This window comes from Lachnoclostridium edouardi (assembly GCF_900240245.1).
Classification (GTDB): Bacteria; Bacillota; Clostridia; order Lachnospirales; family Lachnospiraceae; genus Lachnoclostridium_A; species Lachnoclostridium_A edouardi.
The window spans coordinates 2,702,312-2,728,295 of sequence record NZ_OESQ01000001.1 but is presented as its reverse complement, the minus strand read 5'-3'; the positions used below and the strand labels follow the sequence as shown (position 1 = coordinate 2,728,295).

General features: G+C 42.2%; 22 protein-coding genes and 1 pseudogene. 5 read left to right on the top strand and 18 right to left on the bottom strand.

The window, feature by feature from the left end:
• Positions 1–31: 31 nt before the first annotated feature.
• On the top strand, positions 32–916 hold the full coding sequence (locus tag C1A07_RS12990; protein ID WP_101877473.1) for a LysR family transcriptional regulator: 885 nt from the start codon (positions 32–34) through the stop codon (positions 914–916).
• Between the two features lie 376 nt (positions 917–1,292).
• Here the strand turns inward: C1A07_RS12990 and C1A07_RS12985 are convergent, their stop codons facing one another.
• Together C1A07_RS12985 and C1A07_RS12980 are read right to left on the bottom strand one after the other, a co-directional pair.
• Positions 1,293–1,661 (bottom strand): restriction endonuclease subunit S, encoded by a 369-nt coding sequence (locus C1A07_RS12985; protein ID WP_278321083.1) that lies wholly within the window; start codon positions 1,659–1,661, stop codon positions 1,293–1,295.
• 22 nt (positions 1,662–1,683) lie between these two features.
• Positions 1,684–1,899: a helix-turn-helix domain-containing protein gene (locus C1A07_RS12980; protein WP_007037445.1), complete on the bottom strand. Its 216-nt coding sequence runs from the start codon at positions 1,897–1,899 to the stop codon at positions 1,684–1,686.
• 168 nt (positions 1,900–2,067) lie between these two features.
• On the opposite strand from C1A07_RS12980, the gene C1A07_RS12975 reads away from it, so the two are divergent.
• A complete protein-coding gene (locus C1A07_RS12975; protein WP_101877472.1) occupies positions 2,068–3,630 on the top strand; it encodes a recombinase family protein in 1,563 nt (520 codons plus the stop codon).
• A 452-nt stretch (positions 3,631–4,082) separates the two neighbouring features.
• On the opposite strand, the gene tnpA is transcribed toward C1A07_RS12975, so the two are convergent.
• The 12 genes from tnpA to C1A07_RS12910 form a co-directional block, all read right to left on the bottom strand.
• Positions 4,083–4,553 (bottom strand): IS200/IS605 family transposase, encoded by a 471-nt coding sequence (gene tnpA, locus C1A07_RS12965; protein ID WP_101875601.1) that lies wholly within the window; start codon positions 4,551–4,553, stop codon positions 4,083–4,085.
• 241 nt (positions 4,554–4,794) lie between these two features.
• Positions 4,795–5,154 (bottom strand): molecular chaperone Hsp90, encoded by a 360-nt coding sequence (locus C1A07_RS12960; protein WP_101877471.1) that lies wholly within the window; start codon positions 5,152–5,154, stop codon positions 4,795–4,797.
• A 37-nt stretch (positions 5,155–5,191) separates the two neighbouring features.
• On the bottom strand, positions 5,192–5,719 hold the full coding sequence (locus C1A07_RS12955; RefSeq protein WP_101877470.1) for a methylated-DNA--[protein]-cysteine S-methyltransferase: 528 nt from the start codon (positions 5,717–5,719) through the stop codon (positions 5,192–5,194).
• A gap of 23 nt (positions 5,720–5,742) precedes the next feature.
• A complete protein-coding gene (locus tag C1A07_RS12950; protein ID WP_101877469.1) occupies positions 5,743–6,042 on the bottom strand; it encodes an MGMT family protein in 300 nt (99 codons plus the stop codon).
• A gap of 104 nt (positions 6,043–6,146) precedes the next feature.
• Complete coding sequence (locus tag C1A07_RS12945) at positions 6,147–7,292, bottom strand: iron-containing alcohol dehydrogenase (RefSeq protein WP_101877468.1); 1,146 nt, start codon at positions 7,290–7,292, stop codon at positions 6,147–6,149.
• A 37-nt stretch (positions 7,293–7,329) separates the two neighbouring features.
• The gene (sucD, locus tag C1A07_RS12940; RefSeq protein WP_101877467.1) at positions 7,330–8,247 is read right to left on the bottom strand and encodes a succinate--CoA ligase subunit alpha; all 918 of its coding nucleotides are present in this window, start codon (positions 8,245–8,247) and stop codon (positions 7,330–7,332) included.
• Position 8,248: 1 nt separating this feature from the next.
• Positions 8,249–9,382, bottom strand: a complete 1,134-nt coding sequence (locus tag C1A07_RS12935; protein WP_101877466.1) for an ATP-grasp domain-containing protein — start codon at positions 9,380–9,382, stop codon at positions 8,249–8,251.
• A 21-nt stretch (positions 9,383–9,403) separates the two neighbouring features.
• Positions 9,404–10,768, bottom strand: a complete 1,365-nt coding sequence (locus C1A07_RS12930; RefSeq protein ID WP_101877465.1) for an aldehyde dehydrogenase family protein — start codon at positions 10,766–10,768, stop codon at positions 9,404–9,406.
• 141 nt (positions 10,769–10,909) lie between these two features.
• Entirely contained in the window at positions 10,910–12,334 is a 1,425-nt protein-coding gene (locus tag C1A07_RS12925; RefSeq protein ID WP_101877464.1) for an SLC13 family permease, read from the bottom strand.
• Between the two features lie 28 nt (positions 12,335–12,362).
• On the bottom strand, positions 12,363–14,882 hold the full coding sequence (gene hpfG, locus C1A07_RS12920) for a (2S)-3-sulfopropanediol dehydratase (protein WP_101877463.1): 2,520 nt from the start codon (positions 14,880–14,882) through the stop codon (positions 12,363–12,365).
• Positions 14,883–14,924: 42 nt separating this feature from the next.
• Positions 14,925–15,875 carry a (2S)-3-sulfopropanediol dehydratase activating enzyme gene (gene hpfH / locus C1A07_RS12915; RefSeq protein ID WP_101877462.1) on the bottom strand — a complete coding sequence of 317 codons (951 nt, stop codon included), beginning with the start codon at positions 15,873–15,875 and terminating at the stop codon, positions 14,925–14,927.
• Between the two features lie 272 nt (positions 15,876–16,147).
• Positions 16,148–17,281, bottom strand: a complete 1,134-nt coding sequence (locus C1A07_RS12910) for a response regulator transcription factor (protein WP_101877461.1) — start codon at positions 17,279–17,281, stop codon at positions 16,148–16,150.
• 199 nt (positions 17,282–17,480) lie between these two features.
• Here C1A07_RS12910 and C1A07_RS12905 point away from each other — a divergent pair, with 199 nt between their 5' ends.
• Genes C1A07_RS12905 through C1A07_RS12895 form a run of 3 tightly spaced genes read left to right on the top strand, consistent with a single transcriptional unit; the run spans position 17,481 to position 19,879 of the window.
• Complete coding sequence (locus C1A07_RS12905; RefSeq protein ID WP_101877460.1) at positions 17,481–18,278, top strand: tetratricopeptide repeat protein; 798 nt, start codon at positions 17,481–17,483, stop codon at positions 18,276–18,278.
• Positions 18,275–19,252, top strand: a complete 978-nt coding sequence (locus tag C1A07_RS12900; protein ID WP_101877459.1) for a DUF4037 domain-containing protein — start codon at positions 18,275–18,277, stop codon at positions 19,250–19,252. Before C1A07_RS12905 ends, C1A07_RS12900 begins: the two co-directional genes overlap by 4 nt.
• A 12-nt stretch (positions 19,253–19,264) precedes the next feature.
• Positions 19,265–19,879 (top strand): DUF4125 family protein, encoded by a 615-nt coding sequence (locus C1A07_RS12895; protein ID WP_101877458.1) that lies wholly within the window; start codon positions 19,265–19,267, stop codon positions 19,877–19,879.
• A gap of 873 nt (positions 19,880–20,752) precedes the next feature.
• Here the strand turns inward: C1A07_RS12895 and C1A07_RS12880 are convergent.
• The 4 genes and pseudogenes from C1A07_RS12880 to C1A07_RS12865 form a co-directional block, all read right to left on the bottom strand.
• Positions 20,753–22,339: pseudogene (locus tag C1A07_RS12880) on the bottom strand (transposase).
• 228 nt (positions 22,340–22,567) lie between these two features.
• On the bottom strand, positions 22,568–23,578 hold the full coding sequence (locus C1A07_RS12875) for a GGGtGRT protein (protein ID WP_101877456.1): 1,011 nt from the start codon (positions 23,576–23,578) through the stop codon (positions 22,568–22,570).
• A gap of 75 nt (positions 23,579–23,653) precedes the next feature.
• A complete protein-coding gene (locus tag C1A07_RS12870; RefSeq protein ID WP_101877455.1) occupies positions 23,654–24,346 on the bottom strand; it encodes an iron-sulfur cluster assembly scaffold protein in 693 nt (230 codons plus the stop codon).
• Positions 24,347–24,512: 166 nt separating this feature from the next.
• The gene (locus C1A07_RS12865; RefSeq protein ID WP_101877454.1) at positions 24,513–25,868 is read right to left on the bottom strand and encodes an MATE family efflux transporter; all 1,356 of its coding nucleotides are present in this window, start codon (positions 25,866–25,868) and stop codon (positions 24,513–24,515) included.
• Positions 25,869–25,984 lie beyond the last annotated feature (116 nt).

Below are 25,984 nucleotides of genomic sequence, written 5' to 3'. Positions count from 1 at the left end.
TTATTTTGAAAAAAACTCAAAGAGGTCGCCGATGGACACAGAAAAATGCAAAGCTTTATTTGAAATATTGAAGTGTGGGAGTTTTTCCGCTGCCGCTGACAAACTGGGCTATACGCCTTCCGGTCTCAGCCGCATGGTGGCTTCTATGGAGACCGATGCTGGATTCTCTTTGCTGATACGCAGCCGAGAGGGTGTGCGTGCCACAAAAGAATGTGAAATGATGATACCTATTTACAGAGAGTTCATCGCAGTTAATGAAAAATATAAACAGATAAAGTCGGACGTATTAGGAACGCAAACCGGCACAGTTATGGTAGGAACAGCCTACAGCATTTACTACAGGTGGTTTTCTCATGTCATTGCCGCTTTCAACAATGAGTATCCGGGAATCGAGGTAAAGATTATTACCGGCAAAAGCACAGAATTGTATAAATTGATTGCTGCGCAGGAAATGGATTTTTGCATTGTCAGCAAAAGAGACGGCGATGTGTCTTGGCATCACTTATTTAATGATCCGCTGGTTGCAATCGTTTCGGCAGAAAGTCAGATAGTAAAACTGGGTTCCTTTCCTGTAAAAATGTTTGAAACAGAATCATATATTGAGACATTCAGAGGACAGGATACAGATAATGCCCGCATGTTCAGAAGAAACCGTATACAACCCAACGTCAGGTTCGAAACAGAGGACACATATGCCAGCTACAGAATGGTCGAAGCTGGCCTGGGTGTGAGTCTGAGCAACTATATTGAATCCAAAGAACGCAGTGACGGGAAAAAAGTTTGCCTTATGGAATTAAATCCACCGCAGATGGTAGAAATCGGCATAGCAACACCGGCGGATATGCTCATATCACCTGCTGCAAAGAAATTCCGGGATTTTGCGATGAGTTATGTGGATGATATAATGATGCAGTAAAGGGTTTTGCCACATATAAAAGGCCGCTGTCTGCAAATTGCAGGCAGCGGCCTCTATTATTTGTTGCACAGGGTTTTCATTCATTGCGCACCCAAATCACTGTACCATTACTGTACCAAACCGGCATGGAGCACCATGTTTTTTCATGGAGATTCATGCCCCTTAAAAATCAGGAAATTCAGCCGATATTGACCTTTATGAAAACCAATTCAGCTTCATTGACTTATGAAATCAGGGCATCGGCTCTCATACCCTGATTTGATCTCACAAAAGAAACTGATTGAAACCTTCGACGCAATTACAGCCAGAATTGATCAGAGCATGAGAGAACTTGAACTATTGCAAGTTCATCGCAAGGCATTACTGCAACAGCTTTTTATATGAATAGTTGTTGCAGAAGGGCTTTCCTTGTTTCCATCAGTGCATATAAGGTTCGTTCAGCATTATAGATTTTGGCATCAAAGGTAGAAAGCATTTTTGAGATTTTCTTTCTTTCCTCTACGGGTGGAAGCGGCAACCTGCATTCGTTCAGGATTCCTTTGGTTATCTGGTTGATCGTTGCCGTTCCCGTATCTTTGAAGACTTGAGAAAAGAACATCTGACTGTTCAAATAGTGAAAAATATATGTGTCATTTAGTTTGCTCCGGACAATCATCATAAATGCCCCCCATGTTGTCTTGGGCATATCAATTGGAATCAAAGCAGTTTTTCCGACAAGACTTTTACTGCCATTTCGCACACACATAATGCTTTTACAAAATAGGCTTTTACTGTGCAGAATCGTCATCAATAAATTCCATAATATCGTTCATTGTACACCCTAATGCCTTGCAAATCTTCCCAAGAATATCGGTTGTAACATTTTCACCATGATTTAATTTGTTGATGGTATAATGACTAATTCCAGCACATCTTTCTAAATCTCTTTTTTTCATATCTTTGTCTATCAATAGCTTCCAAAGTTTCTTATAGCTGACTTTCATAAAAATCCTCCGTCCAAATAAAATCAGTTATAAGAGTAAGTATAGCAGAAATTTGTCGGTTTCTCAATTATTATGTTTGCGAACGATGTAATATTGAGCGATATTTTGGCATGTTTATTTGGCTTTTTGATATAGGGTGATATATCGTGGAGAAAACACCCTTGACAAATCTCTTTCCAGAAAGCAGTTCTGTCAAAATACGCTTCGGATAATGGCTTTACCAATCCGGTATTTTTCATTGATGACGGCGTTTCCGGTGTGACCTTTGACCGCCCGAATTTTAACCGCATGATTGCAGAGATTGAAGCCGGAAATGTGGCGACAGTCATTGTCAAGGATATGTCCCGCTTGGGGCGTGACTATCTAAAAGTCGGCTACTATACGGAAATCTTTTTCGTTGAAAGAGATGTGCGCTATATCGCAATCAATGACGGTGTAGACAGTGCAAAGGGCGACAATGATTTTACCCCTTTCCGAAATCTGTTTAACGATTTCTACGCCAAAGATACCAGTAAAAAGGTACGGGCAATCAAGAAAGCGCAGGGCATGGCAGGGGAACATCTGACTAAGCCGCCTTACGGCTATAAGGTAGACCCAAACGACAGAAAGAAATGGATTGTAGATGAAGAAGCCGCCGTTGTGGTAAAGAGGATTTTTGATTTATGCGTTGCTGGAAACGGACCTATGCGGATAGCGAAAACTCTGAAAGCGGATAAAGTGCTGACAACACGCGCCTATTATGCAAAGCAGAAAGGGAAACCACTTCCCGATAATCCGTACAGTTGGAATGAAAGCACGATTGTAACAGTTTTGGAACGCATGGACTACTGTGGGCATACGGTAAACTTCAAAAGCTATTCCAAATCCCACAAGCTGAAAAAGCGTATTCCCACAACAAAGGAACAGCAGGCGATTTTCCGCAATACACATGAAGCAATCGTTGAAGAAGCTGTCTTTGAACGGGTACAGGAATTAAGGGCAAATAAACGCCGCCCCACAAAGGCAGAGCGGCAGGGAATGTTTTCCGGCTTGGTATTCTGTGCGGATTGTGGAAGTAAACTGCACTTTGCCACCTGCAAGAGCTTTGACGGTTCACAAGACAACTACCGCTGTGCAAGATATAAAAGCAATACAGGAGATTGTACAGCACACTTCATCAGAGAAGAAGTCCTGCGGAAAATCGTTCTTAACCGGATATTTGCCGTAACTGCCCTGTTCTATGAGGACATTACTGCTTTTATGGAACTGATACAGAAACAGCGGTTTGATGAAGCGGAAAAGGACATGAAGCGCAAGCGGCGTGAGGTCGGGCAGGCAAGAAAACGGATTGCAGAACTTGACCGGATTTTCAAGCGGATTTATGAGGACGACATCAACGGCACAATCAGCCATGAGCGGTTTTTGAAGCTGTCCGCAGAATATGAAGCAGAGCAGAAAGAACTTACAGAAAAGGTAAAGGCAGAACAACAGGAAGTCGATACCTACGAACAGAATAAAAGTGACTTTGACAGCTTTGCCGCCATTATCCGCAAATATGTGGGAATAACCGAATTAACGCCCACTATCGTTAATGAATTTATTAAAAAAATCGTTGTCCATGCGCCGGAGAAGATAGACGGCAAGCGTTTTCAGAAAGTAGATATTGTCTTTAACTTTGTGGGAGAAATTTATTTGCCGACTGACCCGCAGACAGAACAGAAAGAAGCCAATAAACAGGAAAAGACGGCATAGCCCTTGAACGGGGCTATACCGCCAAATTGAAAATATACTTCCTTGTAACCTGAAACCCTTGATTTTATTTGCCATTTTTTTACGCTTATCAATCGGTCTTTCTGCTTCCTATGGTTCAATCTTCAATGAATACTTTACCTCAGCCAGTGATTCGTCATATATTCCTCATTCTATGATAGTCAAGACCACCGGCTAAGCCGGTGGCTTGCTTTGACCCTATAAGGGTCTGTTACCGGCACTGGAGTCTAAAGACTCACCGAAATAGGTTCGCCAAGCGCAACATCATTTACCTACTAAGCCCTAAAGGGCTTATTTTATTTGTTTGCTTTTACTGGCTCACCCGTAAACGGGTCAATATACTCTTTCAGTGTCATCTGATCATATTCNAGACTCTCCGAAATAGGTTCGCCAAGCGCAACATCATTTACCTACTAAGCCCTAAAGGGCTTATTTTATTTGTTTGCTTTTACTGGCTCACCCGTAAACGGGTCAATATACTCTTTCAGTGTCATCTGATCATATTCCAAATCTTCTTGTAACTGATTTGCTATATATTCCTGTATTTTCTTTGCATTTTTCCCTACCGTATCTACATAATATCCTCGACACCAAAAATGTCTATTTCCATATTTATATTTCAAATTTGTATGTCTTTCAAATATCATAAGTGTACTTTTTCCTTTCAAATACCCTACAAAATACGATACACTAATGCTTGGCGGAATTTCTACTAGCCTATGTACATGATCTGGACATATCTCTGCTTCTACAATTTTTACACCTTTTCTTTTGCATAACATACTTAAAATATTTGCTATATCCTGTTTTATTTTTCCGTATGCTATTTTTCTCCTATATTTTGGTGCAAATACAATATGATACTTACAATTCCATTTTGTATGTGATAAACTGTTACTATCCATATGGATACCTCCTTTGTTTATTAATGCGGTTGGCGAACCTTACATTAATTATAACACTGGAGGTTTTTTGCTGTAAGCTGAAGCAATTCTAACTCACCTGCATAACAGGTGGTTTATTTGTTTTCCAAAGTTCCGTTTTTCGGATCAACGAAAAACTCCACAATGGTAAACAGGGCTTTGCCCTAACAATAAAAGAGCGAAAGCAACAAGTGCTTTCGCCCTCACATAGTATGGTTTTTTCTTACTTCAAAAGCTCTTCCTTTTTCTCCAGGATTGCTTCTACTGCTGCGCAGGCTGGGCAGTCGCAGTATTTTGCCCCTGCTGCCTTGATTTCTCTGCCGTGAGCTGCAATATTTTTTGCGGTTTCTGCTCCAAAATACTGGGCGCCGCCGTCAGATTCTGCAAAGCCGATTAAGTTATCAATTGGCATAATGTCTGCTTCCAGCTCTTTTACATATTGAATGGTTTCCTCTGCCTCCTTTTCTGTTCCCACAGCGGCCAGCCATTTTTCAGCTGACTGTTTTGTCTCGCTGCTGCATGTAGGAGAGGCGATTAATTCGCCGGTTTTTTTAACAGCAAACTCTAGTACATCCTTATTCATAATTCCCATCCTTCTTTCTTTAGAATTTTTCTATTTATCAGCCCTTAGGCATAAACAGTCCTTCCATATTTACCCCTTCATGGATCAGCAGTTGAATCTTTTTATCAATACCTCCGGCATATCCTGTTAAACTGCCCCCTGTTCCCACTACTCTGTGGCAGGGAATAATAATAGATATTGGATTATGTCCTACAGCTCCGCCTACAGCCTGGGCCGACATAGTGGAAAGCCCTTGGCTGGCAGCATATTTACGCGATATTTCCCCATAGGTAATTACCTTTCCATAAGGAATTTCACATAGAATTTTCCATATTTCCCTGCGGAATTCACTGCCCTCTGGGGAAAGCTTCAGCTGAGTGATGGATGGTTTTTCTCCGCCAAAATAACTGTCCAACCATTTTTTTGTCTGAATCAAAATCGGAGTCTGACCTTCTTCCATTTGCTCATTTTTATGAGCGCCCAGAAAATATTTTTGTCCTTCTATCCAAAGACCTGTTAAGGCCCCGTTTTTTTCTCCAATAAAAAGACGTCCTACAGGGGATTCATATTCCATAGTATATATCATTTTCTCCTGCCTCCTTTTTTGATTCAGCAATTCCACTGGTATTTTCTCAGATCTACGTGATGATTACTTTTTAAAACTACTCCTTCCTGGCAAAGGAGAAAGCTTTGCTCATGCCAGCCAGGCACAAGCCTGCCGCAGTGATTTACAACCCTGTGGCAGGGATACTGCCCATAAAACTGGGACATACTCAGCACCTTTCCCACAAGTCTTGCATTTTTATCCCTGCCGATAAGCTTTGCAATCTGCCCGTAGGTGGCAACCTGCCCTTCTGGAATTTCTTCCACCACAGACAATATTTCATAAATCAACATTTCATCTAACATACATTTTCCCTTTCCGGAATATGCGTTGAAAAATACCAGCCCCAGTATTTTCTAAGCCTTATCTGCTTATTCTCATACTGTGATTATACCACTAATTTTTTAAATTAAAATGCTTTTTTGTAAAGCTCAATCATATCCTTTACAGTTGTCTGCCTTGGGTTTGCCAGCACATTGGCGCTTTTCATAGCGTCCTCTGCCATTTGAGGAATTTTATCCTCTGTCACCCCGACCTCTGAAAGCGATTTAGGGATTCCCAGCTGAGCGTTCAGCTCCTTTACTGCCTCCAAAAGCATTTCCGGCTTAAATTCCCCGGCCGGCTTTTTGCCGCAAATATAGCTGTACATAACTTCATAACGGCCATTGTCAGCCAAAGCATTATATTCTACAACTGTAGGCAGAAGTACTGCGTTTGCCACGCCGTGAGGAACATGGAAATATGCGCTGACAGGATGGCTCATGGCATGAACGTTTCCAAGCTTTGCCCAGGCAAATGCAATTCCTGCAAAATTGCAGCCTGCCATCATAGCGCAGGCAGCTTCCTCATCTTTTCTGTTAGCTACAAAACGGCGGATATTTCCTCCAATCAGCTCCATGGCCTTTTCAGCCATTGCATCTGAAAACGGCGTGGCCATTGTGGAAACATATGCCTCCATAGCATGAATTAAAGCGTCGATTCCGCAGGAAGCGGCAATGGAGGCCGGCGCTGTCATAATCAGCTCAGGGTCCAGCACTGCATATTTAGGAATAATTTCATAGCTGATAACAGACAATTTATAATTTCTGGATTCATCTGTAATAACAGAAGAGGCGGTTACCTCGCTTCCTGTTCCGGCTGTAGTAGGAATGGCGATCATAGGCACAATTGGACCTGGAACCTTATAAAGTCCCTCATAATCTGTAATTTTTCCCCCATAGTTTACTAGTACGCCTACAGCTTTTGCCACATCCATAGGGCTTCCGCCGCCTAAAGCAACAAGGCTGGTGGCCCCGCATTCTTTATAAAGAGCAGCAGCCTCATTTACAATTTCTACTGTAGGATTTGGAATAACCTCCAAATATGATGTACATTTAATTCCGCTGTTTTCAATAATATCCTGAATTTTTTTTACAACGCCGATGCTTTCCAGCCCGTGATCTGACACCAGAAATACATGGTCGGAACCTGCCTCCTCCAGGATTTTAGGAAGCTTCTTTAAACTTCCCACACCAAATTCAATATTCTGGGGTATTCTAAAACTAAAATCTTTCATTTTTCTGCTCCTTTTTTGGTATGTTCAAAAACAACTTTTAGTCTGCCTGAGGTTCTAAGGTTTTTAATCGGCCGCCTGTTTTTATATTGTATTCTTCTATATATTCTACAATCTTGCCAAGTGTAGGGCAAACGGTAACGCCGGCTGCCTCCAAGGCTGCAACCTTAGACTTTACAGTTCCCATGCCTCCGCTTACAATAGCTCCCGCATGACCCATCCTTTTATTTTCCGGGGCGTACATCCCTGCAATATATGCATAAACAGGCTTTTTCAGGTCCAGCTCTTTAATCTTTGCCGCCGCCATCTCCTCGCTTGTGCCGCCGATTTCTCCTATCATAACAATAGCGTCCGTCTCGTCGTCCCGGGCAAACAGCTCCAGCACGTCTCCATGATTCATACCGATTACAGAGTCCCCGCCGATACCTACGCAGGTAGAAAGTCCAAAGCCTTTAAAGGTCAAATTAGAAGCAGTTTCATGTGTAAGGGTGCCGCTTCTGGAAATAATGCCAATATGGCCTTTTCCGTAAATATAGTCCGGCATAATGCCCAGCTTAGATTTTCCGGGGGAAATCACGCCGATTGTATTTGGCCCCACAACACGGGCTCCCAATGCCTTTGCCTCGTTTACTACCTCCAGAGCGTCTAATACAGGCACAAATTCTGTTACAATAACAAGCAGTTTAATTCCTTCACGGAGAGCCTGCAACGCAGCATCCTTTACAAATTTAGGCGGCACCAGCAAAAGAGCGGACTGAATCTGAGGAAATTTTTCTCTGGCCTCTGCCACAGTTTCAAATACCGGGACTCCTTCTACCTCCTGGCCCCCTTTTCCCGGCGCCACGCCGGCAAGGAGCTTCGCTCCGCTCTCCAGGGTACGTTTACAGTGAATACGTCCCTGCTTTCCTGTGATGCCGATCATTAATATAGATGTATCTTGATTAATGAGAATGCTCATATTACTGTTCCCCCTTTATTTTCAGCAATGTCTGAACCGCCTGGTCCGTGGTGCCGTACTTAGTCTGAGGAAATCCCAGCTCATCATAAATCGCCCACCCCTGTTCCTGGTTAAAACCTCTGCTTTTTACTACAACTGTCTTTTTAATTCCAAGCTCCTTATATGCTCTGGCAATTCCCTCAGCCATGTCCGCGCAGTTATTAATACCGCCGAATACATTTACAAGTATGTAGTTTGTAGATTTATTCTGAAGTAAAATCCGCATAGCCTGATATGTTTTTTCCGCAGTTACTCCGCCGCCCAGATCCAGGAAATTGTTTACTCTGCCGCCGTAATGGCGGATCGTATCCATTGTGGCCATGCCGATTCCGGCGCCTCCTGCCATAGTTCCAATATCGCCCTCAGCATCCAGCTCCACGTATGTCAGATCGTGAGCTGCAGCGTCTTCCTCCTCAGGCGATTTTTTCTGCGCTGACCGGGGAAGTATGGTGTAATCTCCCTGGCGGCAAAGACTGTTGTCATCAATTACCAGCTTAGAGTCAATAGCCAGCACACTTCCGTCCTTTAACACTGCCAAAGGGTTAATTTCAATAGTTGTAGCGTCCAGTTGAAAGCAGGCATGGCATAACTTCTCTCCGATATCTGCCACTTTTTCTATACGTTCCTCCGGAAGATGAAAAACAGCCGCTTCTTTTATAAAATTTTCTCTGTTAAATCCTAAGGTACAGTCAAATCTCATCAGCTTTTCCGGCGCAGTTGCCGCCAGCTCTTCAATTTCCATCCCTCCATAAGGAGTGAACAGCATAAGCATGGCCCTGTTTTTTACATCCAAAGTCATTCCTATATAATACTCTTCTGCTATAGGCAGAAAGCCGCAGGCAATTACGCCTTCCATTTTTCTGCCGTTAATAGTAATTTTCTCAATAATCTTTTTGGCTTCCTCCAGCTCTTCCCTGGATTTTACAACGCGGACTGCTCCCGCCTTTCCTCGTTTTCCAGAAAGGATCTGTCCTTTCAGCACACAAGGATATGTAATGCTGTCCGGGATTTCGTCTCCCGTTAAAAGAACGCTTTCATTTACAGGAATCCCAAAACGTTTCAGCTGCGCTTTTCCCTCTATTTCCAAATAATCCATAAGTCCGCTCCTCTCTTATTTTTAATCTTCCTGCCATACAAGTTCTGGGGCCGGAAGGTAAGATTCTTCATAAGGATATCCTACTCGCGTAATATTCATCAAATGTTCGTAATTAAAGTTTCCGCTGAAGCTGTTATTGCCCCAGGAGCCGCAGCCCAGCGTAGTAGTAGGAGTAAATCCATTAGTAGGGCTTCCCCCTCCTGTTGTGCCTGCCGGCTGATTTACAATCACTCTGGAAACAGAGCACTCTATTGCCGCATACTCTACATGGTCAGGAGTATTAGAGTGAACTGCAATACTGTGTCCCTTGCCTTCATACTCTAAATTTTCCACCATCATAGCCACCCCTTCTTCAAATGTCTTGTAAGGGTATACTGTAATTACAGGACAAAGCTTTTCCCTGCAAAGGTGGTCTGCTCTGCCTATTCCATCCGCTTTTACAACAATAGCTTTGGCTCCCTCAGGAACATTAAAGCCCATCAACGCTCCCACCTGAGCTGCCGTCAATCCTACTACATCTCTGCTAATGGGGCCGCCGCCTGGGAAAAGTCCTTCTCTCAGCTTTGCCACCTGCTCTGGGCCGTCTACATAATAACCGCCGTGTTTTTTCATTTCCTCCACAAATTCTGTAAATTTTTCTTCTGGGACAAAGGCAGTCTGCTCTCCCAGACAAATTAAACCGTTGTCAAAGCTGCGGCCAATAAGAATTTTCTCTGCAGCCTGGCCTAAATCTGCATCCCGGTCTACAATACACTGTACATTTCCCTGCCCTACTCCAAGAGAAGGCTTTCCACTGGAATATGCTGCCTTAACCATTCCAGGACCTCCGGTGGCTACAACCACATCCGCCATGCTCATTAAGGCGCCGCTGTCCTCCACAGATACCTGCTCTAATCCTAATATAAGATCTTTTGGAAGGCCGATTTTTTCCAATTCCTGCTGAAACATTTCCACCAGCAGCTTTGTACATTTTACTGCTCTGGGATGAGGGGCGAAAATAATGGAATTTCTCGTTTTTAAAGCAGAGGCCGCATTTCCCATAGGCGTAACAACAGGATTTGTAGAAGGAATAATTGCCGCTACAACCCCCATAGGTTTTGCAATCTCCAGCATACGGCGGTCCTTTAGACGATTAATCACTCCCACTGTTTTCTTTCCCTTCAGGCTCTGCCAGATTAACATAGATTTATTCCGGCATTTGGCAATCTTGTCCTCTACATTTCCCATGCGGGACTCCTCAACCGCCATAGCGACTAACATCTGTGCATTATCATAAACCACCTTGCAGATCACCTTAGCCGCCGCGTCGGCCTGTTCCTGGGTTGCAAATTCAAACTGTTTCTGAGCTGCCTTTGATCTGGCAACTAATTCCTGTACTGTACCCATTTTTTAATCCTCCTGTTATTTTTTTATCTATGTTTGTAATATGGATAACGTCAGTGCACAGAGGGTACTGCTGTCCCCGCACACTGACGCTATAGAGGTAAATCTACATTTACCCTGTGAAAATATTAAAATGTGAAAATATTAGAAATTTAAATAGGACACATTGCTGAAATACGGCCAGAAGTTAATACATACATATCCCACTGCCAAAACTACAAGGAATCTGATTACCAGCATAGGGAAACCTTTTTTCATCATCACTCCAGCATCCAATCCATATGAAACCGGTACGGCACGGACGCTGACCGGAAGTAAAAACTCTGCGTTCATAGCCATAATGCCTAACAGCCAATAAGGAACCGGGTTTAATCCCATCTGTGTTGTAAAGGACAAAATAATAGGGATTGTTACCGCCGCTGATACAGTAGAGTTGGTAGCTTCGGAAATCAGAATTGCAAACACTGCAAATACAACTACTGTCAAAAATCCTCCGTCCATATTCATTCCCTGAACCAGCTGTGCAATTCCTGCGCCGGCTCCTGATTTATTAACCAGCTCTCCTAAAGCTAATCCGCCTCCAAAAAGCATCATCATGCCCCAAAGAGTGCCCTGCTGCGCTGTTTCCCATGTAAGTAAAGGTTTGGCTGCTACTGAAATAAAGAAGGAAAGGCTGCCCAGGATTACAAACACATATGCAGGCGCCAGTCCTGGCAGAACAGAGGCATAAAGAGGGCGTGTAAACGCACCGATCATAGCAAGCACAAATAATGTTCCTATAATCTTTTCTTCCAGCTTCATCCTGCCCAGTTTTTCCAGCTCTTGTTCAAAATAATCTTTTGTACCGTTTAAAGGCTCGGCTCCTCTGTACATAAAAAGCATTGTCATCATCATAACTACTGTAGATACAAGGAAGAATGGAAGGATTCTGATAATCCAGTCTATGTACATAAATTCTTTTCCTGTTAAATCCTGAAGGAAAGAGATAGCGGCCACGTTCATAGCTCCTCCCAATGGAGAACCTACGCCGCCAAGTCCGGCGCCCCATCCAATGCAAAGCAGAATCGGCACTGCAGGAGCTGATTTTGAAATATCGTCATATCCTGCTGCGTTTAACATAGCCACAGCAATGGGACAAAACAGGGCGACTACTGCAATATTTGGCAGTACAGTGGAAAACAGCATACTTGCCAAAAGCCATACAATAATCTGCGACTTAATAGTAGGTCCCACAATAGAAAGCACCTTCAGAGCAATCCGGCGGTCCAGTCCAGTGGACTTCCACGGTATCGTAAGCAGACAGGAGCCAAAAATCAAAATAATACTGTCTGAAAAATATCTTGAGGTTACACTTTCCATTGGTATAATATTAAATAATGCGTTTGCCATAATAGGCACAAATGCTGTAACAGTTATGTTTACAGGCTGGGTTACCCACCAGAAAATCATCCAAATTAATACGCCGATTGCTTCTGCGCCTGCCAGCGAAAGGGTATTCTGAAATGCAAAAGTACAGATTGCAAACAGAACCGGCCCTAACACAATATAAAGTAAGCGTTTCATATTCATATCTTTCTCCCTCATGTAAAATTATTTTTTAGAAATGCAATTCTGTACGCCCAATAAGGTCCTTCTGCAAAGGCTTTCCAAGCTCTACAAAATATGCGCTGTATCCAGCTACACGCACAAGCATATCCTTGTAATTTTCCGGTTTTTTCTGAGCTGCCTTCATAGTTTCCACGCTCATAATATTAAACTGTACATGCATTGCTCCCTTGGCAAGATATTCGTCTACAAAGTTTAACAGATTATCTCTTCCCTCTATTCCTGCTACAGAATCCTGTGGAAATCTCATGTTCATCAGAGTTCCGTTGCTTGCCAGGCTGTGATCTACCTTTGTCAGAGAGTTTGTAAGGGCTGTAGGTCCAAAAATATCGTGTGAACAGCAGTCGGTGTGAACTGGTCCCATATTTTCAGAAATAGCCTCTCCTGCTTTTCTTCCGTCAACTGTAGCGTTTGTATTTAATCCCATTGCTACGTTGGCGTTTACAGAATAAACACCAGGGCTGAATTTTCCGCCTCTCGGGTTAACTCTTCCGCTAATATGTTTGCAGTAGCATTCAAACATAAATTCAAATAACTCATCTGCATAGTCGTCGTCGTTTCCATAGTGATGAACCTTGGAGCTGTTAACAAGGGCGTAAAGTTTTTCATGTCCTACCCAATTATCCTTTACCGCCTGCAGCAGCTCAGCTCCAGTACAGCGTTTCTCATCAAATACCAGCTGTTTAATTGTGGACAGGGAGTCTGCACAAGTAGCCATACCACTTGCCTGAGGTCCTGTTCCATTATATTTTGCACCGCCTTCTGTCAAATCCTTTCCACTTTCCAGGCAGTCCTCATAAAATGCTGAAACATATGGAAGCGGTTTTAAAGCTCTGTGTGCATTATCAATAATACACAAGCTGCTGCACATCTGATCTGTCCAGTATTCAAATTGTTTGTCTACGCTCTCTAATACTTCGTCAAATGTCTGATATGTTTCCAGGCTTCCTGTATCCGGGCCCAGATGCTCTCCAATGGCTCCGCACTGAGCCCATCTTGGACAAATCGGTCCGCAGTCTAAACAGCGTCCGCCGTTTAATACCATTTCTAACATTTTTGGAGTATTTACATATGCTGCATCATGCCATCCATATTCTTTTCCAGGAAGGTCAATTTCCACACATCCTACGACACAGTAATCTCTTGCCTCTTCCAAAGTCATGCCTTTTCTCATCATGCCCTTAATTGCCGGTCCGTCGTTGAAAATCTTTGGATGGCCATAGCCTGCGCGAACACACTCAATGGTTTTTACCTTCAGCTCATACGGCGTATTTTCGTGCATACGCACGCAAACCCATGGATTCATCATGCGAGTGTGAGCAGAAGCTTCCAACATCAGCATTGTCAGATCATTGGTAGCGTCGTTTCCGTCTTTATCCATTCCGCCTATAGTCAGACTTTCTCCGCCAAAGCCTCTTCCGTTTCTTAAAGCCATGCTGCCGTAATCCTTCAGCTTTGTAGGATTGTTCATTTTAACGTACTCTACTTCAATCAGCTCCAAAGCAAATTCCTTGGAAATTGTGCCGTTTTTCATATCTGCTTCATAGTATGGATACAGCCACTGGTCCATACGTCCGTAGGAAATAGAATGGCCGTTACTTTCTACCTGAATTAAGGCTGTGGCAATGTTAAAAAGCTGCATTGCCTGCCAAAATGTTTTTGGCGGCTCCCCTGCAATCGCGTGACAGTTTACTGCCATTGCCTTCAGCTCAGCCTTTCTCTTTTCGTCCTGCTCCTTTGCCGCCATTTTTTCTGCCAGCTGTGCATAACGCTCAATATATTTCTTTGTGGCCTCATGCATAATGATCATTGCCTGATAGAACTCTTTTTTGTCCATGTATTCTGGATCTTTCTTGCTCAAGCCAGCCATTCTCTCCTTAGCCTCTTCAATCAGGCCGTTATATCCAACCTTCATCAGCTTTTCATAGTCAATAGCTAAATGGCCTGCGCCGGCATAATGATAAAGGTTAGTCTGGAAAATTCTCTTTCCCAGCTGTGAGCCCTTCTTCTGCTCATCCTCCAGTCTGGACTCTACCTGATCGGCGATTGTTCTTCCCTGCCACCATCTGCAAAGTTCTACAATTTCTTTTCTTTCTTCCTCATTTCTTATATAAAACTGATCGTGCTCTCTCTCCTCAAACGGGTGATGCAGGATCTCGTCAATAATCCAATTTACTGAGAATTCCGGGTAAATCGGTGAAGCTTTCGCAGGAGCGGCAATTTCTCCCAGAATTAAATCCTCGTCATAAATATACAATGTGGTGTTCAAAAGCACTTTCTCAAATGCATATGCGCACTGCAGCTTTCTTGGACATCCCTCATGTTCCTTATAAGACTCCGTAACCAGTCTTAATCTTTCTACATCTACATAATATTCTCTGTCTAAAAATGTCTGGCGCAGATGATTTACACGTGGATATGGAGACCAGTCCTCGTGATGAACCTGATATCCCAGGCAATAATTTTTATCATAGCTTTCTGTTCCTGACGCGGTTGTATGATTCACGCTCATTCCAATTCCTCCTGAATTTTATTTATATTTTTACTCCGCCAATTACTCTTTTTCCTTTGTTCCCACCAGGCAGTGAATGCCTCGGCTGTTAAAGTATTCTGCAAGCTTTTCCACATGCTTCTGGAAGGATTTTCTGTTTATCTTAACGTCCTCCATTTTGTAAGGCATATCCAGAGAGCGGTATTTTTCCTCCCCCAGGCGCATAAAGCTTAAAAGCTGCAGTGTTCTCACATGGCCGCCCAGATCCTTTAATATAAAGTCCGCTGTAGCTTCAATATTTTCCATATTGTCATTTACATCCGGGATAACAGGAATCCTGAGAACCAATTCCCTGTTTTTATCTGTCAGCCTTTTCATATTTTCTAAGATTCTCTGATTTGTTACCCCTGTATACTTTTTGTGGATTTCCAGGTCCATATGTTTAATGTCTGAAATTACAAGGTCTGTGTAAGGCAGCGCCTTTTCTATTTCCTCCCAGTTTACGTGAAGCGTAGACTCAAAACAGGTAGAAATATCTTCTGCCTTACATGCCCTAAATAGTTCTGCCACAAAATCGCTTTGCAGCAGCGGCTCCCCGCCGGAAACAGTGACTCCCCCGCCGGAACGCTCATAATACCCCTTGTCTTTTCGTATTATTTTCATACATTCCTCTACTGACATCAGCTTTCCCCACTGCTTAATGGCTTCTGACGGACAGGCGTCGGAACATGCAAGACAATTGATACATTTTTCCCGGTCAATGGAGCTGATTTTTCCCCGCGTAAATTTTAATACGCCCGGTTCTGGGCATACCTCTTCACATGCACCGCATTTTTTCCGTGAAATACACTTGCTTTTATAAATTCCTGGTTGTATGTAACCTTTTAACCCTTCAGGATTGCTGCACCACTGACACTTGAGGGGACAGCCCTTTAGGAACAATTCTGTGCGCAGCCCCGGCCCATCGTGGATAGTAAAACGCTGAACATTAAAAACATTTCCCTGCTGCGGCAATTCATTCCCTCCTCTCAGTTTTGTTTCATTGTCCGGATCAATTTCTATGTCAATATTGTAACAAAGTCCATATTTAAATAAAATCGGCCGTTGGTACTATCTTTATAGGGAATATTCCCTATATTCCTTTTTTAATCCGCCAAAATTACAGCATTATATACAACCTTATTTTTTTGTTTATGAATTACTTTTGGAAATTCGCACAAAAAAAAGACCAGATCTCTCTGGTCCTTTCCCATTGATACAGCTATACGGCGGAAGGTACATTTTCATTATACCCCCCCCCCCTGTATCTTCTCTTCTTCCCGCCTTTCCAGCCACCGATATAGCTGATAACGGCTGTTTACTCCACATTTTGTATATATATTCTGAACATGCTTCTTCACTGTATGGTAGCTGACTACCAGCTCGTCTGCAATGGCCTGATAAGTCAGTCCGCTTTGCATTAATTTTGCCACCCTAAGCTCTGTAGGTGTTAACGACACCTCCTCCTGTGAAATATTCAGGCTTTTTTCCTCCCCCTTTCCTGAAATTGTAATCCAATGATATCTGTCTATAATTCCATTTGAATACGTCTGGTCATATGTATATACCTTAAAAATATATTCTTTAATTACCCGTGTCAAAACACGTTTCTCCGCCGTCTTTTCATCCTCTCCATTTAGGAGAAAAGGCAGCCAGCTGCAGGGATTTGTGCTGTTAATCTGCTCCCCTACAGCTTCCCCCAGCAGATCCTTTAAACATTCTACAGCCGCCTTATTATAATTTAAAACATGCATAAAATCATCTGTAATAAAGTACGCCTTTTCTCCGGAGGCAATAATTTCACTTTGAATATTAGCAACGATTTTTGCCTGCTCATACTTTTTAAAATTCTTGTATGAATTAGCAATATACACATATATTTCATTCAGCCTTTGAATCTCATCCTCTGTAAAGTCACCTTCCTCCCAGCTTTTGAAAAAAGCCACCTGAATATAAGCATTAATTCCGAAGGCCAGGGTTACGCTGTAGTGCTGCTGAAAGTTTTCTTCAATAAAGCGGACATATGCAGACTTTTCATACCGGTCCACCCCCACTATTTCAGCCGACTTATACAGTCTGGGCTCCACGTCAAAATATGTCAGGCGATCCCGCACCGCCTCCCTGTAGATTAAGTTCCTCACTACATCAAGAGCCGCAATTTTTCGATAAGGATGATCTTCACAATCCATCATAATTCCTTTCCAGCTTGTCCAGGAAAGAAACTGTCCCTCTGTATCAAAATATGAAATCACTGCTTTTTTAAGCCCAAAATTCCGATTCAGAGAATCCAGCAAAACAGAACTGAAAAATTCCTGCGCTGTAATCTGGTATTCTGACATCTCTGAAAAAAATCTTGCCGGATCAATACCGTCACGTTTCATAATGTAATTTTTCTCCTTTTTCTTATACACACCCTGATTCACTTGTCCTAATCTGGATATCTTTCTCACTTCATTCTACATGAATCTGATTGTAACCGCAAGGCTTTATTCCCCATAAAATAGGGAACCTTCCTAATTTCCATTCATAGACAACTTTCTTATAATAAAAGTAAAAAATAGGGAACGAGGGGAAGGGTAAATGGGTGTGAAAGAAGTATTAAGGCAGTTAGATGATTTGTACCAAATATGCCGCAGAGATGAGGCGGAATTACTTTTAGAGCGGGAAATCTCATCCTGCCGCCGCCAAAAGGATGAGGAAGGACTTCTCCTTCTCTTCAATGAATTAATAGGATTATACAGAGAAACAGGCCGGGCTGAAAAAGGAATTTTAATTGCAGAGGAAGCCGCTCTTTTGATTCAAAAGCTAAATTTATGCCAAACACCGCAGCAGGGAGCAACGCTTTTAAACGCTGCCTCTGTTCACCGGGTGGCGGGACATTACAGTCAGTCTCTTATGCTGTATCAGCAGGCGGCAGAAATTTTTCAAAAAAATAATCTGGAAAACAGCTTCTATATGGCCAGCTTATACAATAATAAAAGCCAGGTTTATCTGGATATGAACCAATATGAGGCCGCCCTGAATTATCAGGAAAAAGCTCTATATCTAATTGAAACTTTTTCTAACAGCCAAAGTGAAATCGCCACCACAAAAATAAATATCAGCTATACTTATATGGCCTTAAATAAACTGGAGGAGGCCGGCAGAGTATTAGAGGAAGCAATGGAGTATTATCAAACATCTGGAAAAAATGACTCTCATTACCCAGCTTTCCTTTCTGCCTTTGGACATTTGGCTTTTAATCAGAAGGATTACATTTTAGCAGCCCAATATTTTCAGCAGGCATTAGAAACGGAGCTGAATACCTTTGGTGAAAATGACGCCTGCAAAATGATCCGTTTAAACCTGCAGGCAGCCATGGAGAAAATCAAGCAATGAAAGGCCTTAAATTAGCTGAAAGTTATTATTGGAACATTGGGCGGCCCGTCCTAAAGCAGCGCTTTCCACAAATCCTCTCCCATTTGGCTACAGGCCTGTTTGGGGACGGCTCTGAATGCCTGGAATTTGACGATGATATATCCCAGGATCACGATTTTGGCCCTGGGTTTTGTATTTGGCTGGATAAAGAAGACTATATTTTGGCAGGTGCACAACTTCACACTATTTATACACAGCTTCCAAAGGAATATCTTGGATTTTCCTCCCGCAGTGTCTCCCCCTACGGTAATGACCGGGTAGGCGTTATGGAAATACATGAATTTTTCAGCAGGTATATCGGCGACGAACAGCCTCCAAAGTCCTTACAGCGCTGGCTAAGTCTTCCGGAGGAAAAACTGGCAGCCCTTACATCCGGGAAGCATTTTGAGGATACGAAAGGTACATTTACCTGGCTGCAGCAAATGCTTTCCTATTATCCTGAGGATATCCGCTTAAAAAAGCTGGCGGCTAAGGCCGCCAAAATGGCCCAATCAGGACAGTATAATTACGGCAGATGTATGCAGCGCCAGGATATTGTGGCGGCAAACTTTGCCCTTAATGAATTTCTGGACAATGCAATTTCCATGATATATTTGCTGAACCGGACTTATTGCCCATATTACAAATGGAAATTCAAAGGACTGGAACGCCTTTCCCTTGTAAGAGATGCAGGGGCGCTGATTCTGGAGCTTGCAGAAACAGATCTACAAAAATATGCCTGGCAGCAAACACATTTTACAAATTGGAACCCTTATTTAAATCTGGTTGACAAAAAGGTAAGATTAATTGAAGAAATATGCCGTCTGTGTCTGGAAGAGCTTGAGAAACAAGACCTTATTGTAAAAATAGAAAATGTTATGAATCTGTATCCCACAGAGATTATCCAAAAAATTCAGGACCCTCTCCTTAGGGAAATTCACATTTTAATAGGATAGGAGAAATATAAAATGACTTTAGAAGAAAAAAGAAATTATATGGTGCAGCTGGAATGGGACTTTTTTCAGCAGGTGCAAAATGAGGGCGGCAGAGCAGACTGCCAAAATACTCCACACACCTTTTATATTATGAGGAAAAGCCAGTTTGATGCCTGGCCGGAGACTCTTATTAATTGTTACCTAAATGATCTGAAGAAGGCTAAAGCAGAAGGCAGAAATCCTGTTATGGAAAAATATGCCTGGATGATGAAGGATACCGCCCCACAGCAATTTAAAAATATATGTCATCTCCTGCCAGCTGTTCCCGAGGAAAATCAATCTATAATTAACCAAATTCTTCAAATCCAGCTAACCTGGATGGAGGAATATAAAGCTGCCTACCCTAAGGTCTCGTCAGGAAACAGGGCTGTAAAAAAAGAGCAGGCTGCCGCAGGAAATGCTTCCTTTGAAACTTACCTTTGGGGCGAGCTCTGCACATATTCCCACCAAACACTTTCCGTCTATTTAGATTATATAAAAGAACTGGCTGCCGCAGGAAAAAACCTTGTTTTACTTACCATGGAATATACAGTGGAAAAATATGGCTGTAGAAATCTGGAAGAGGCGGAGGCCTGGAAAAGGCGCTGAAAAAGCCTATTCCCCCTGATTGCCCAATATGCTGTCCGCCTTATTTTTATATATAAGGCTATCCTTTTTTTGCATTCAGCGGCTGCCTTTTTTCATTATAGGATAAACCGGGAAATAAGTAAACAAAAGATAAAAACAAAAACCATATTTGATATTAGCAGCATCTCATAGTCTAATGTGCATAAAGACAATTTGGAATATGAAGGGATGTGATATCAATGGCCACATCCAATATCAAAACTGTTATACAAAGTGATTAAAAATTACGCTACTCTATTTACTGTTACTGCTGTAGAACCATATAAACGTTGGGAATTTGATATGGAAAATACTAACATGTGCGGTCATTGGATTGGCGTTTTTACATCAAAAGGCAATGAAACAGAAATAGATTTCACAGAATATGTGACAGCAAATAAGATAGTTTAACAGCAAAAACTCCCCCTTGGAGCGAGCCAGGGGGCGCACTCTGACAACATAATATACTTGCCTGGGCAGCCGAACAGGCGGCAGCTCTCTATCCGTTCCGAGTCTTGCGGAAAGGGGAGAGGCTTATCTCTTTCCAGCAGGAAGGAGGTGCGACCAATAGATTACATATCTGCTTTTTTTATCTCTGTTGTGGCAGGTATAGTTTGCTACTATATTTGTAAATGGTTGGACGGAGATAAATAACCAACAGCCAACCTAAGTTATTCCTCTTCAAAAGGAAAAAGAAAGGGGCTGTAAAATAAGTCCTTAATTAGGAATTGCCAGTTCCGGCAAATGCCGGTTCTGGCGATTCCTTGTTTCAATATCTGTTATATGAACATGATTTCTGATCTTATATGTAAAAAAACGTACACTTAATAAAGCTATATGTATAACTTTTACATTTTAAGCAACCATTTCTTGTCTCCGCTTTTTATTATGATATTTATAAAGGTTAAAGCCACACGAAATCAATGTGACTTCGAGTATTACGTTTTTCTCGCCTCTCCGAAATAATCTTTTGTAAGATTTATCCCACTTTAAAATCCCAAATGTTCCTTCTGCCTGAATACTTCGATTCATTCCTAAAAGACTTCCTTGGGTGGTTTCAAGATTTTTGATCACCTCCTGATGGATGGCTGTCAATTCCTGATTCATGCGAATTGTTCGATTACCAGAGGCCTTTGAACTGCATTCTTTTTTATGCTGGCAACCATCTCAAGATTCACATTCATAGAGTTCTTCTGTTCTTCCATATTTATTCTTATAAACATGACGTTTGCCTTTAAAGTAAAATCTCTTGCCATTTGGGCAGATCGGGTTCCCAGATTCATCCCTTCCAAAGTTTACAGCACGATATGGGTCTTTATGATATTTCTTATCTGTTGTTTCTTTCTTGAACATAGTGAATTTCATATACTTTTCCATCCCATGCTCTTCACAATAAAGATCGTTATTGTAAGAACCATATCCCGCATCGGCAACTGGATATTTGGGGTAATGTCCGTACATTTCATTAAATTTCTCCATCAGCGGAACAAAGCATTCCATATCTGATGCATAGTGTTTTACATCTACTGCCGCAATGTATTCATCACAGACAGCAGTCTGGAGATTATACGCTGGAAGCAGCTGATCATTTCCCATGTAATCTCTTTTTAAACGCATAAATGTGGCATCATGGTCTGTTTTGGAATAACTGTTTCTTTCATCTCCACAGATTTCTATATGATGTGCATATGTTTTCAAGCGTTCAAGATATCTCTGCAATTCCTGATACTGTTTTTGCTGAATACTTTTTCTGTGACCACAGCCGGAAACAAACGAGGACTCCTTCAGAGCTGTTTCTTTTTTGTACATTTCCAACAGTTCACAAACATAATCAATGGCATACTCTTCCCTCTTTTGAAGCTTTACACCGAAATAGCTTAACACGTTTTGGTTCATGGCCTCGATCAGCATTGAAATCTTTTTAAAAACCTTATCTCGATTTTTTGTACAAGATTTTTTCCATATCCAGGTATATCGATTCGCATTCGCCTCTATTTTAGTACCATCGATATAAGTATGTTCCAGATCCACCTGGTTTTTTTCAAAAATATAAGTATTCACATCCAAAAAAATCTGTTCGATTGAATCTGTAAGTTCATTTCGGATGATGTTGCCGAAAGTAACAAAGGAAGGGGGTCTCATGCCATCAAGCAGGTACATGTATCGGATATCATTTCTACAGAGTTTTTCAATATTTCTCAGAGAACAGATTCCGTGTTCCATAAAAGCAAAGAGTATTACTTTGAGGAGTTTTTGTTCATCACATCTTGGACGACCTGTTTTGTATCCCTTCTCTACAAAATATCCTGATAGGTCAATGTGATCCATTACTTCGCAGAAAGTATATACAGGATCAGAAATATCAATTAATTTTTCAATTTCTAATGGTAATTTTAATTGTCTTACAGTATAATTATTATTGGTATTTTTAGTTAGTCGCATAATTAATTATACCAAAAAAACGCTGAAATCTCACGACCTCAGCGTTTTTTTAGAGCTGTTTTTTTACAGCCCCTTTCGCTTTGTGCACCAATGAAACACATCTGCTTTTCTCTGCTAATATTATATTAATGCAAAAAGAAGAAAATGTCAACTCTTCTTGCAGCAATCCAATCCTATTCCACGAGAATTTTTAGTAACTTCAAAAAGTCTTATTCTAAGCAGTTTTTCTTAGAACTTCCCTTCCTTAGCTGCCTCCTCAATGGCAACTGCCACTGCCACAGTCATACCAACCATCGGGTTATTACCTGCGCCGATCAGGCCCATCATCTCCACATGAGCTGGAACAGAAGAGGAACCAGCGAACTGTGCGTCAGAGTGCATACGTCCTAATGTATCTGTCATACCGTAGGAAGCTGGACCTGCTGCCATGTTGTCTGGGTGAAGTGTACGGCCTGTACCGCCGCCGGAAGCTACGGAGAAGTATTTCTTTCCTGCTTCTACACATTCCTTCTTGTATGTACCTGCTACTGGATGCTGGAAACGAGTTGGGTTTGTAGAGTTACCTGTAATAGAAACGTCTACGCCCTCTTTCCACATGATAGCTACGCCTTCACGTACATCGTTAGCGCCGTAGCAGTTAACCTTTGCGCGAAGTCCATCAGAATATGCCTTGCGGAATACTTCTTTTACTTCCCCTGTATAGTAATCCATCTCTGTCTCAACATATGTAAATCCGTTGATTCTTGCGATAATCTGAGCAGCGTCTTTTCCTAAACCGTTCAGGATAACGCGAAGAGGTTTTTTACGAACCTTATTTGCCTTCTCTGCAATACCGATAGCGCCCTCTGCAGCAGCAAAGGACTCGTGGCCTGCCAGGAAGCAGAAGCAGTCTGTCTCTTCTTCCAGAAGCATTTTTCCTAAGTTTCCATGTCCTAAACCAACCTTTCTCTGGTCAGCAACAGAACCTGGGATACAGAAAGCCTGAAGGCCTTCACCGATAGCTGCAGCAGCGTCAGCAGCTCTCTTGCAGTCTTTTTTGATTGCGATTGCAGCGCCTACAATGTATGCCCAGCAAGCATTCTCAAAACAGATTGGCTGGATTTTCTTAACCATATCATATACGTCCAGACCAGCGTCTTTTGTAATTTTTTCAGCTTCTTCAATGGAAGCAATTCCATAGCTATTTAATACAGAATTGATTTTGTCAATTCTTCTCTCATAAGATTCAAATAATGCCATGATTCTATTATCCTCCTTAAATTATCAATTAACTCTTAACCTTTTACTTGTATGTATCAGCAGTTATATCTGTGATTATTCTTCTCTTGGGTCAATGATCTTAACAGCGTCAGCAACGCGGCCGTACTGTCCTTTTGCTTTTTCATAAGCTGTGTTGGCGTCGTCGCCTTTCTTAATGAAATCTGTCATCTTTCCAAGGTTTACATACTGATAACCAATGATCTGATCGTCAGCGTCAAGAGCAATACCTGTTACATAGCCTTCTGCCATCTCCAGGTAACGAGGACCTTTCTTTAATGTACCGTACATAGTACCAACCTGAGAGCGAAGTCCTTTTCCTAAATCCTCCAGACCAGCGCCGATTGGAAGTCCGTCCTCAGAGAAAGCGCTCTGTGTTCTTCCGTAAACGATCTGTAAGAATAATTCTCTCATAGCAGTGTTGATTGCATCACAGACAAGGTCTGTATTTAAAGCTTCTAACACAGTTCTGCCTGGCAAAATTTCTGCTGCCATAGCTGCAGAGTGTGTCATACCTGAACATCCTAAAGTCTCAACCAATGCTTCCTGAATGATACCTTCCTTTACATTCAGAGTCAGCTTACAGGCGCCCTGCTGTGGAGCACACCAGCCTACACCGTGTGTTAAACCGGAAATATCGGAAACCTGTTTAGACTGTACCCATTTTGCTTCTTCTGGGATTGGCGCAGCACCATGATTAACGCCCTGTGCTACTGTACACATTTTTTCTACTTCATGTGAATAAATCATGTTAAAACTCCTTTCAAATATGTAATTTCGAAAAGTAATTTGTCCAGTTGGCATGATTGAAAATTTCACGCCATACTCGGTTATATTTTCTCATAAAATGTCGATTTCGTCCATACCTTTTTTGCTTTTTTTCCAGCTGTTTCCAGTATATTCCAGGTTTTCTGTCTTATTCTGTCTTTTTATCCGGCAGTCTGCTGAGAATAAAGACAAATGTCAGGAAGAATGTAATTCCTTTTAAAATGCTGGATGTAGTTAAAGCCCACCAAATACCGTTAAGGCCCAAGGCTGTTGCTCCAAACAATAAGGCCAAAGGAATTCTGGATGATGTTAAAGTGATGCTGATGGCAGAGCAGATAAATGTTTTTCCAAGGCCGGCCAGCGCCCCTACTGTCATCAGCTCCACGCACATAAACAGCTGACCGTATCCAATAATCTTTAAATAGCTGACTCCATGAGGGATGACATCCGGCTCATGGATAAAAATACGAAAAATAGGCTCGCTTAAAAATACTAAAAGTCCTGTTGTAAATAATCCCCAGACAGCAATCAGTCCTGCCGCCGTAAAATAACCTTTTCTGATTCTGTCATACTTTTTTCCGCCGAAATTCTGACCTACAAAAGCATTTAAGGCAGTTCCGAAGCCTTCTGCCGTCATCCAGGAAATAGATTCAATCTGCCCTCCTACTCTCTGCACGGCCACAGCCGTATCTCCCCAGGAGGCTACCATTCTGGTTAAAAGCATGGAAATGGTACAGTACAGCATGTCCTGCACAGAAGTAGGCAGACCAATTTTGATCATTGTTACAAAATATGGGAACGGCGTTTTCTCCCACAGCTTAATTTTATTAAATAATATTTGATCTTTTTTAGCCATTAAAAACATTACGAAAGTAACTACAGCCTGGGCCATAACAGTAGCGGCGGCCGCTCCTGCAGCCTCCATTCTGGGAAAAGGCCCGATTCCAAAAATCAATATGGGGTCCATAACCATATTGCACAATAAGCCTACGCAGTTGGCTGTAAAAGGCGCCCTGCTGTTTCCGATAGCTGTAAACAGGCCGGTTAAAGTCTGGTTTAAATATGCAAATATAATTAATCCGCCGGCGATTCTTAAATAAATTACTGCGTCCCCCACAATTTTGTCTGTCTGCAGTCCAAAAAATCCAATCAGCTGAGGCGTAAATAGATTCATAATAATTCCGTATATTACAGCCAGCACAATCGCCAGCTGAATAGCCCCTCTTCCGTACTGCACCGCCTTTTTCTTTTTGCCCTCTCCTAGAGAATGGGCTACTTTCACCTGACCTCCCATTCTGGCCAGCATCACAACGCCCTGGGACAGCCATGTATACATTCCCGCAGCTCCCACGGAAGTAACAGCAGCGCTTCCGATTCTTCCAATCCAGGCCATATCCGTCAAATTGTAAGCCATCTGAACCATAGACGTGGCCATAATAGGAACAGCTAGTTCTGTCAAAGATTTGACAATATTTCCATTGAGCAAATCTACTGTTTTTCTCATAAACTTTGCATCCCCTCTATTTTCAGTCAGAATCTTATTTTATCATTATCCTGAAAATTAATCTACTGGAACATAAAAAAAGAAGGCGCAAAATGATAGGCCCTCCCGGCTTTTCC

Excerpts from the sequence above, each read along its gene's own strand:
- hpfG (WP_101877463.1), bottom strand. The coding sequence starts at position 14,882 with ATGAGCGTGAATCATACAACCGCGTCAGGAACAGAAAGCTATGATAAA.
- C1A07_RS12955 (WP_101877470.1), bottom strand. The coding sequence starts at position 5,719 with ATGATATATACTATGGAATATGAATCCCCTGTAGGACGTCTTTTTATT.
- C1A07_RS12895 (WP_101877458.1), top strand. The coding sequence starts at position 19,265 with ATGACTTTAGAAGAAAAAAGAAATTATATGGTGCAGCTGGAATGGGAC.
- C1A07_RS12935 (WP_101877466.1), bottom strand. The coding sequence starts at position 9,382 with ATGGATTATTTGGAAATAGAGGGAAAAGCGCAGCTGAAACGTTTTGGG.
- C1A07_RS12985 (WP_278321083.1), bottom strand. The coding sequence starts at position 1,661 with ATGTGTGTGCGAAATGGCAGTAAAAGTCTTGTCGGAAAAACTGCTTTG.
- C1A07_RS12960 (WP_101877471.1), bottom strand. The coding sequence starts at position 5,154 with ATGAATAAGGATGTACTAGAGTTTGCTGTTAAAAAAACCGGCGAATTA.
- C1A07_RS12925 (WP_101877464.1), bottom strand. The coding sequence starts at position 12,334 with ATGAATATGAAACGCTTACTTTATATTGTGTTAGGGCCGGTTCTGTTT.
- C1A07_RS12865 (WP_101877454.1), bottom strand. The coding sequence starts at position 25,868 with ATGAGAAAAACAGTAGATTTGCTCAATGGAAATATTGTCAAATCTTTG.
- tnpA (WP_101875601.1), bottom strand. The coding sequence starts at position 4,553 with ATGGATAGTAACAGTTTATCACATACAAAATGGAATTGTAAGTATCAT.
- C1A07_RS12950 (WP_101877469.1), bottom strand. The coding sequence starts at position 6,042 with ATGTTAGATGAAATGTTGATTTATGAAATATTGTCTGTGGTGGAAGAA.
- C1A07_RS12875 (WP_101877456.1), bottom strand. The coding sequence starts at position 23,578 with ATGGCATTATTTGAATCTTATGAGAGAAGAATTGACAAAATCAATTCT.
- C1A07_RS12900 (WP_101877459.1), top strand. The coding sequence starts at position 18,275 with ATGAAAGGCCTTAAATTAGCTGAAAGTTATTATTGGAACATTGGGCGG.
- C1A07_RS12980 (WP_007037445.1), bottom strand. The coding sequence starts at position 1,899 with ATGAAAGTCAGCTATAAGAAACTTTGGAAGCTATTGATAGACAAAGAT.
- C1A07_RS12870 (WP_101877455.1), bottom strand. The coding sequence starts at position 24,346 with ATGATTTATTCACATGAAGTAGAAAAAATGTGTACAGTAGCACAGGGC.
- sucD (WP_101877467.1), bottom strand. The coding sequence starts at position 8,247 with ATGAGCATTCTCATTAATCAAGATACATCTATATTAATGATCGGCATC.
- C1A07_RS12945 (WP_101877468.1), bottom strand. The coding sequence starts at position 7,292 with ATGAAAGATTTTAGTTTTAGAATACCCCAGAATATTGAATTTGGTGTG.
- C1A07_RS12910 (WP_101877461.1), bottom strand. The coding sequence starts at position 17,281 with ATGAAACGTGACGGTATTGATCCGGCAAGATTTTTTTCAGAGATGTCA.
- C1A07_RS12905 (WP_101877460.1), top strand. The coding sequence starts at position 17,481 with ATGGGTGTGAAAGAAGTATTAAGGCAGTTAGATGATTTGTACCAAATA.
- C1A07_RS12930 (WP_101877465.1), bottom strand. The coding sequence starts at position 10,768 with ATGGGTACAGTACAGGAATTAGTTGCCAGATCAAAGGCAGCTCAGAAA.
- C1A07_RS12990 (WP_101877473.1), top strand. The coding sequence starts at position 32 with ATGGACACAGAAAAATGCAAAGCTTTATTTGAAATATTGAAGTGTGGG.